Source organism: Salmonella sp. SJTUF15581, from assembly GCF_043356775.1.
GTDB classification, from domain to species: Bacteria; Pseudomonadota; Gammaproteobacteria; order Enterobacterales; family Enterobacteriaceae; genus Salmonella; species Salmonella enterica.
Genome location: NZ_JBEUJY010000020.1, coordinates 73636 through 79837, shown reverse-complemented (window position 1 = coordinate 79837; position 6202 = coordinate 73636). Strand labels below are relative to the sequence as shown.

Here is a 6202-nt window from a genome sequence, read left to right as displayed (position 1 = left end):
ATGGCGGCCAGCGGCAGCACCCACAGCAGCACCGTCAGCGGGGTCAGCGGCGGGTCGTAGGTGACAAAGTTGCCGTAGCGCGCCACCATGTAATCGATGATTTCCTGGCGGCTCTTCCCCTCCTGCATCAGGTCATACACCCTGCGGCGCATGTCGGTGGCTATCATCGCGTTCGAGTCCGCAATGCTGTTGTTCTGGCATTTCGGGCAGCGCAGCTGCTCCGTGAGCTGGCGGAACTGCTGCTCCTGCGCTTCATCTTTAAACGGCATCACGTCGGTGGTTGCCCGCGCTGACCCGGAGATAACCAGCGCCAGCATCAGCATCACCATGCCCGGTAACAGTCTCATTGCGCCGCCTCCCGGCTGTATCTGTCCCACAGCGGTTTCAGTTCACTTTCCCATACCCGGGCATTCAAATCGCCCGCATGGCGGTAGCGGATAATCCCGTTGCCGTCGATGAGGAAGGTTTCCGGCGCGCCGTACACGCCCAGGTCCAGCCCCAGCATCCCGTCGCTGTCCGATAAACTCAGCGCATACGGGTTGCCCAGTTCTTTTAACCAGGCCACCGCCTTCGCCCGGTCGTCCTTATAGTTCAGCCCCACCACCCGGATACCCTGCGCAGAAAGCTGGTTCAGGTACTGATGCTCGGCGCGGCAGGTCGGGCACCAGGTGGCCCAGACGTTAAGCAGCACCGGTTTCCCCTGCGTCAGCACCTCCGCCTGATAGTACTGACCCGGCGTCTCCAGCGATTCCAGGCGGAACGCCGGCACCGGCTTTCCGGTCAGTGCCGATTCGAGATTCGTCGGGTCATCCCCCTGCGCGTTGCGCGCCAGCTGCCACAGCAGCGCCGCGGCAATCAGCAGAAAAATCAGCAGCGGTAATAACAGTACGTTGCGTTTCATCCGGCCTCCGGCAATGGTTTACGGCGGCGGTAGCGCGGGTCCGCCAGGCACAGCAGTCCGCCCAGCGCCATCAGCAGTCCCCCGGCCCATATCCAGCGGACAAACGGTTTGTAGTACAGGCGCACGGCCCACGCGCCGTTGTCCAGCTCCTCCCCGAGCGCGGCGTACAGGTCGCGGGTCAGCCCGCCGTCAATCGCCGCCTCGGTCATCACCATCCGGCTGGTGTTGTAGAGCCGTTTCTCCGCGTGCAGCACCGCCTCCGGCTCGCCGTGGCGCGTCACCCCGATGAGGGCCACCCCGCCGCGGTAGTTGGGGCCGGTGATGTCCCGCACCTCCCGGAAGGTGAAGCGGTAGTCGTGAATGGTCACGCTGTCGCCCGCCCGCATCCGCACGTCACGCTCCACGCTGTAATTCTGGCTGAAGGCGATGCCGGTAATCGTCACCGCCAGCCCGAGGTGCGCCGCCACCATTCCCCAGTAGCTGAGAGAGGTTTTCGTGCCGCGGGACACGCGCTGTACGGCTTCGGCCACCGCCAGCACCGCAATCCAGCAGGCCATCGCCATCCCCACCGCCGTCATGGCGATGATTTTATCTTCCAGCAGCCATGGCAAAAGTACCGACAGCACCAGGGTGGAGACCAGGGCGGTGAGCAGCAGTTTCCTGATGTTACGTGGCCGGTCCCGGCCCCAGCGCACTAAAGGCCCCACCCCCAGCAGCAGGGCAAAGGGGACCATCAGCCAGGTGAACATGGTGTTAAAGAACGGCTCCCCCACCGAAATGCTGCCCAGCCCCAGCTGTTTGTGCACCAGCGGCAGCAGGGTGCCCAGCAGCACCACCAGCATGGCGGCCATCAGCAGGACGTTGTTGCCGAGCAGCAGCGACTCGCGCGACCACAGCGTGTTGTTCACCCGCGAACGCACCCTGTGCCCGCGCACGGCGAACAGCAGCAGCGAGCCGCCGGTGACCAGCACCATAAAGGCGAGGATAAACATTCCGCGCGCCGGGTCGGAGGCGAAGGCGTGCACCGACACCAGCACCCCGGAGCGCACCAGGAAGGTGCCCAGCAGGCACAGCGAGAAGGCGCAGATGGACAGCAGCAGCGTCCACGCCTTGAAGCCGGCGCGCTGTTCCGTGACCGCCAGCGAGTGCAGCAGGGCGGTGCCCGCCAGCCACGGCATAAAGGAGGCGTTCTCCACCGGGTCCCAGAACCACCAGCCGCCCCAGCCCAGCTCGTAGTAGGCCCACGCCGAGCCGAGCACGATGCCCAGCGTCAGGAACACCCACGCCGCCAGCGTCCACGGGCGGGCAAAACGGGTGAACGCGCTGTCCAGACGCCCGCTCAGCAGCGCGGCGATGGCGAAGGCGAAGGCCACCGAGAAGCCGACATAGCCCATGTACAGCAGCGGCGGGTGGAAAATCAGCCCCGGGTCCTGCAGCAGCGGATTCAGGTCGCGCCCCTCCACCGGAAAGGCCGGCAGCGTGCGGGCGAACGGGCCGGAGGTGAACAGGATGAACGCCAGAAAACCGGCGCAGACCATCCCCATCACCGCCAGCACCCGGGCGACGATATCCGCCGGCACCTGCCGGCTGAACACCGCCACCGCCAGGGTCCAGCCGCTCATCAGCAGCACCCACAGCAGCAGCGAGCCCTCGTGCGCCCCCCAGGTGGCGGCCACCCGGTACCACACCGGCAGCTGCGTGTTCGAGTTGCCGGCGACATAGGCCACGGTGAAGTCGTTAACCACAAAGGCGTGCACCAGCACGAAAAACGCGCCCGCCACGCAGATGAACAGCAGCCAGGCGAACACCCCGGCCGACGCCATCATCCGCGCGTCGCCGCGCGCCACGCCCCACAGCGGGTAAACGGACAGCAGCAGCGCCACGCCGAGCGCCAGGCACAGCAGCGCGTGGCCGTATTCAGGCATCATGATGAGGTGTCCTTATCAGCGCGTTGCGGGCGGCGGTGGTTTTCCTGCATCGCCTTTTCCACTTCCGGCGGGGTGTAGTTCTCGTCATGCTTGGCCAGCACCTCGTGCGCCAGGACGTGGTTGCCCTTCTCCAGGGTGCCCTGCACCACCACCCCCTGCCCCTCGCGGAACAGGTCCGGCAGTATCCCCTCATAGCTCACCGTCACCGACCCTTCGGCGTCGTAGAGGCTGAAGTTCACCTTCAGCGAGTCCGGGTCGCGCCTGACGCTGCCGGGCATCACCATCCCGCCGACGCGCAGACGCTGGCCCGCCGCCGGCAGCTGCTGCGTCTCGCGCTTGCCGTAGAGAATTTCGCCGGGGGTATAGAACAGGTCGATATTCGCGCGCAGCGCGTACAGGACCAGGGCGGTGGTCAGCGCCAGGCCCGCCAGCACCGCGCAGACCACCCGTAACCGGTTTTTACGTCGCAGGTTCACGCGGCCTCCTGTTGCGCCTGTGCGGCACGCATCCGCGCCTCGCGCGCCTGCTGCTGCGCCACGCTGCGCAGAATGGCCCGGCGCTGCAGCACCGTGTGCAGCGCCAGCAGCGCCAGCGGCGCCACGGTCATCGCCACCGCCAGCCAGACAAAAAAGGCGTACCCGCCCATGGCGAAAAAATCGCTCCACGATGAAAATGCCGGACTCACCGGTGCCCCCTTTTCAGTATCAGTTCGCTCACCCACGGGCGGCGTTTTTCCATCAGTAAAATCAGGTTGCGCATCCGCATCAGCGAAAGCGTCATAAAAAGCAGCAGGTAGCCGGCGATGGCCCAGCGCAGCGGCGAGCGCATCGCCGGGTCGATGCTCTGCTGCATCCGCGTCGAGCCCTGGTGCAGGGTGTTCCACCACTCAACGGAGTAATGAATGACAGGCAGGTTCACCACGCCGACCAGCACCAGAATGCCCGCCGCGCGCCCGGCCATTTTACGGTCGTCAAAGGCGTGCCACAGGGCGATGACCCCGGCGTAGAGAAACAGCAGCACCAGCTCCGAGGTCAGGCGCGCGTCCCACACCCACCAGGTGCCCCACATCGGTTTGCCCCACGCCGCGCCGGTGACCAGCGCGATGAAGGTGTACACCGCCCCCACCGGCGCCATCGCCGCGACGGCAAGGGTGGCCATTTTCATCTGCCAGACCAGCCCGGTAAACGCCGCCACCGCCATCGCCGCATAGATACCCATCGACCAGATGGCCGCCGGGACATGCAGGTACATAATGCGGTAGCCCTCCCCCTGCTGGTAGTCCGCCGGGGCGAAACCAAAGCCCCGGACCCAGCCCGTGGCCAGCGCGATGATGCCGGCTGCCGCCAGCCACGGCACGAGCCTGCCGCAAATCTGATACAGCCGGGGCGGCGCCGCCAGCTGATGAAGGGTTTTCCACATAGTCGTCACCTGACCTCCTGAAACCAGTAAAATGTCCGTCGCGCCGGGGCGCTACTGCACGCTGAGGCGCAGCGCCGCCGCGGTGGCGAAGGGGCTTAACGTCGCGCTGCCCGCCAGCAGCGCCCCCAGCACCGCCAGATAGCCGTCAGCGGGTAAATGCATCGATGCCGCGTCCATCGCCGCGGCGGCGAAAATCAGCACCGGGACACTCAGCGGCAGCACCAGAATGCCCAGCAGGACGCCGCCGCGCCGCAGCCCGGCCGTCAGCCCGACGCCCGGCGCGGCGAGAAACCCCAGCGCCGGCGTGCCGAGCAGCAGCGTCAGCGCCATGATTTTCCAGCCGTACACGTCCATCCCCAGCAGCAGCGCCACCAGCGGGGAGAGCATAATCAGCGGCAGGCCGGTCACCGCCCAGTGGGCCAGCACCTTCGCCAGCACCACCGCCGGCAGCGGCACCGGCAGCAGCATCAGCTGCTCCAGGCTGCCGTCCTGCAGGTCGTCGCGAAACAGCCGCTCCAGCGCCAGCAGCGAGGCCAGCAGCGCCGCCACCTGGATGATGCCCGGCGCGATACGCGCCAGCAGCTGCGGCTGCGGCCCGACGCTTAACGGAAACAGGGTGATGACCATCAGGAAGAACCACAGCGGGCCGGCGATGTCCGCGCCGTGGCGGAACGCCACGCGCAGTTCGAGACAGAAGACACGCCACATCACAGCCCTGCCCCCCCGCCGGTCAGCGCCAGACGGCGGACGGTGTCCGCGGCCCCCGGCAGCGGCTGGTGGGTGGTGAGAATGACCATCCCGCCCTGCGCCGTGTGCGCCGCCATCCGCCGGGTGAGGCGCGCCACGCCGTTAACGTCAATGGCGGTGAACGGCTCGTCGAGCACCCACAGCGCGGCGCGGGTCAGCCACAGGCGGGCCAGCGCCACCCGGCGCTGCTGCCCGGCCGAGAGCCGGGCGACCGGCACGTCCTCAAATCCCGCCAGCCCGGCCTGCGCCAGCGCCTCCGGGAGACGCGCGCCGTCGCCGGGGTGGAAAAAGTGCAGGTTCTCCCGCGCCGTCAGGCGGGTTTTTATCCCCGGCTGGTGCCCTATCCACAGCAGGCTGCGATGGAAGCTGTCGCGCACGCGGCGCAGGGGTTCGCCCTGCCAGTACACCTCGCCGCCGTCCGGGCGCGCCAGCCCGGTCAGCAGGCGCAGCAGGGTGGTTTTTCCCGCGCCGTTGCCACCGGTGACCTGCACCCACTCCCCGGCCTCCACGGTGAACGACAGCCCGCGAAACAGCGTCCTCTCGTCCCGCTCGCAGTACAGATCTCTGGCTTCAAGCATTCCCACTCATCAACGTCCTGTCAGAAACCTGGTTTAACATCACGCATATCCGGCAGTTTATGCGCGATCCCTTTGTGGCAATCGATACAGGTCTGTCCGTCTTTTACCGCCTGATCGTGCATTTTCGCCGCGACGCCTTTTTGCGCGGTCAGATCCATAAAGTCGAAATTGTGGCAGTTACGGCATTCCTGCGAGTTGTTGTCTTTCATGCGCCGCCACTCATTTTGTGCCATTGTCAGGCGATGAGCTTCAAATTTCTGCGGTGTATCTATCAGCCCAAATACCTTCGCATACAGTTCTTTACTGGCTTTGATCTTACGGATCATCTTCGGCCCCCACTCATGCGGCACATGGCAGTCAGGACAGGTGGCACGAACGCCGCTACGGTTGTTGTAGTGGACGGTTTCCATATACTCCTCATACACCGTGTTGCGCATTTCATGGCAGCTAATACAAAACTCTTCGGTGTTAGCCTTTTCCATTCCGGTATTGAAGCCGCCCCAGAAGATGATGCCGCCGATAAAACCGATTAACAGCAGCGTCCCCAGCGCCAGGCGGCTGGGGCTGCGCCACCATCGCCAGACGCGCTTTATCCAGCCAGGTTTACGGTTAGAATTTTCCATAATGAC

The 6202-nt window shown here is 65.6% G+C and carries 9 protein-coding genes; all 9 read right to left on the bottom strand.

Translation table 11 applies throughout. The features are described from left to right. The coding region (locus ABVN36_RS22755) for a cytochrome c-type biogenesis protein CcmH (RefSeq protein ID WP_139780507.1) at positions 1–347 on the bottom strand (347 nt) is incomplete at its 3' end. After that, the gene (dsbE, locus tag ABVN36_RS22750; protein ID WP_000828295.1) at positions 344–901 is read right to left on the bottom strand and encodes a thiol:disulfide interchange protein DsbE; all 558 of its coding nucleotides are present in this window, start codon (positions 899–901) and stop codon (positions 344–346) included. The genes ABVN36_RS22755 and dsbE, both read right to left, overlap by 4 nt. After that, a complete protein-coding gene (locus ABVN36_RS22745) occupies positions 898–2829 on the bottom strand; it encodes a heme lyase CcmF/NrfE family subunit (protein ID WP_023215043.1) in 1932 nt (643 codons plus the stop codon). Before ABVN36_RS22745 ends, dsbE begins: the two co-directional genes overlap by 4 nt. Further along, entirely contained in the window at positions 2826–3305 is a 480-nt protein-coding gene (gene ccmE / locus ABVN36_RS22740) for a cytochrome c maturation protein CcmE (protein WP_023139029.1), read from the bottom strand. The genes ABVN36_RS22745 and ccmE overlap by 4 nt, the downstream gene beginning before the upstream one ends. Further along, entirely contained in the window at positions 3302–3514 is a 213-nt protein-coding gene (gene ccmD, locus ABVN36_RS22735; RefSeq protein WP_023139030.1) for a heme exporter protein CcmD, read from the bottom strand. The genes ccmE and ccmD overlap by 4 nt, the downstream gene beginning before the upstream one ends. Then, positions 3511–4248, bottom strand: a complete 738-nt coding sequence (locus tag ABVN36_RS22730) for a heme ABC transporter permease (RefSeq protein ID WP_023228369.1) — start codon at positions 4246–4248, stop codon at positions 3511–3513. The genes ccmD and ABVN36_RS22730 overlap by 4 nt, the downstream gene beginning before the upstream one ends. Positions 4249–4299: 51 nt before the next feature. Then, positions 4300–4959 carry a heme exporter protein CcmB gene (ccmB, locus tag ABVN36_RS22725; protein ID WP_000990033.1) on the bottom strand — a complete coding sequence of 220 codons (660 nt, stop codon included), beginning with the start codon at positions 4957–4959 and terminating at the stop codon, positions 4300–4302. After that, a complete protein-coding gene (gene ccmA, locus ABVN36_RS22720) occupies positions 4956–5573 on the bottom strand; it encodes a cytochrome c biogenesis heme-transporting ATPase CcmA (RefSeq protein ID WP_000888546.1) in 618 nt (205 codons plus the stop codon). Before ccmA ends, ccmB begins: the two co-directional genes overlap by 4 nt. Before the next feature lie 20 nt (positions 5574–5593). After that, entirely contained in the window at positions 5594–6196 is a 603-nt protein-coding gene (napC, locus tag ABVN36_RS22715) for a cytochrome c-type protein NapC (protein ID WP_000431778.1), read from the bottom strand. Between the last annotated feature and the right edge of the window lie 6 nt (positions 6197–6202).

Coding starts and splice junctions, on each gene's coding strand:
- dsbE (WP_000828295.1), bottom strand. CDS start 901: ATGAAACGCAACGTACTGTTATTACCGCTGCTGATTTTTCTGCTGATT.
- ABVN36_RS22745 (WP_023215043.1), bottom strand. CDS start 2,829: ATGATGCCTGAATACGGCCACGCGCTGCTGTGCCTGGCGCTCGGCGTG.
- ABVN36_RS22730 (WP_023228369.1), bottom strand. CDS start 4,248: ATGTGGAAAACCCTTCATCAGCTGGCGGCGCCGCCCCGGCTGTATCAG.
- ccmA (WP_000888546.1), bottom strand. CDS start 5,573: ATGCTTGAAGCCAGAGATCTGTACTGCGAGCGGGACGAGAGGACGCTG.
- napC (WP_000431778.1), bottom strand. CDS start 6,196: ATGGAAAATTCTAACCGTAAACCTGGCTGGATAAAGCGCGTCTGGCGA.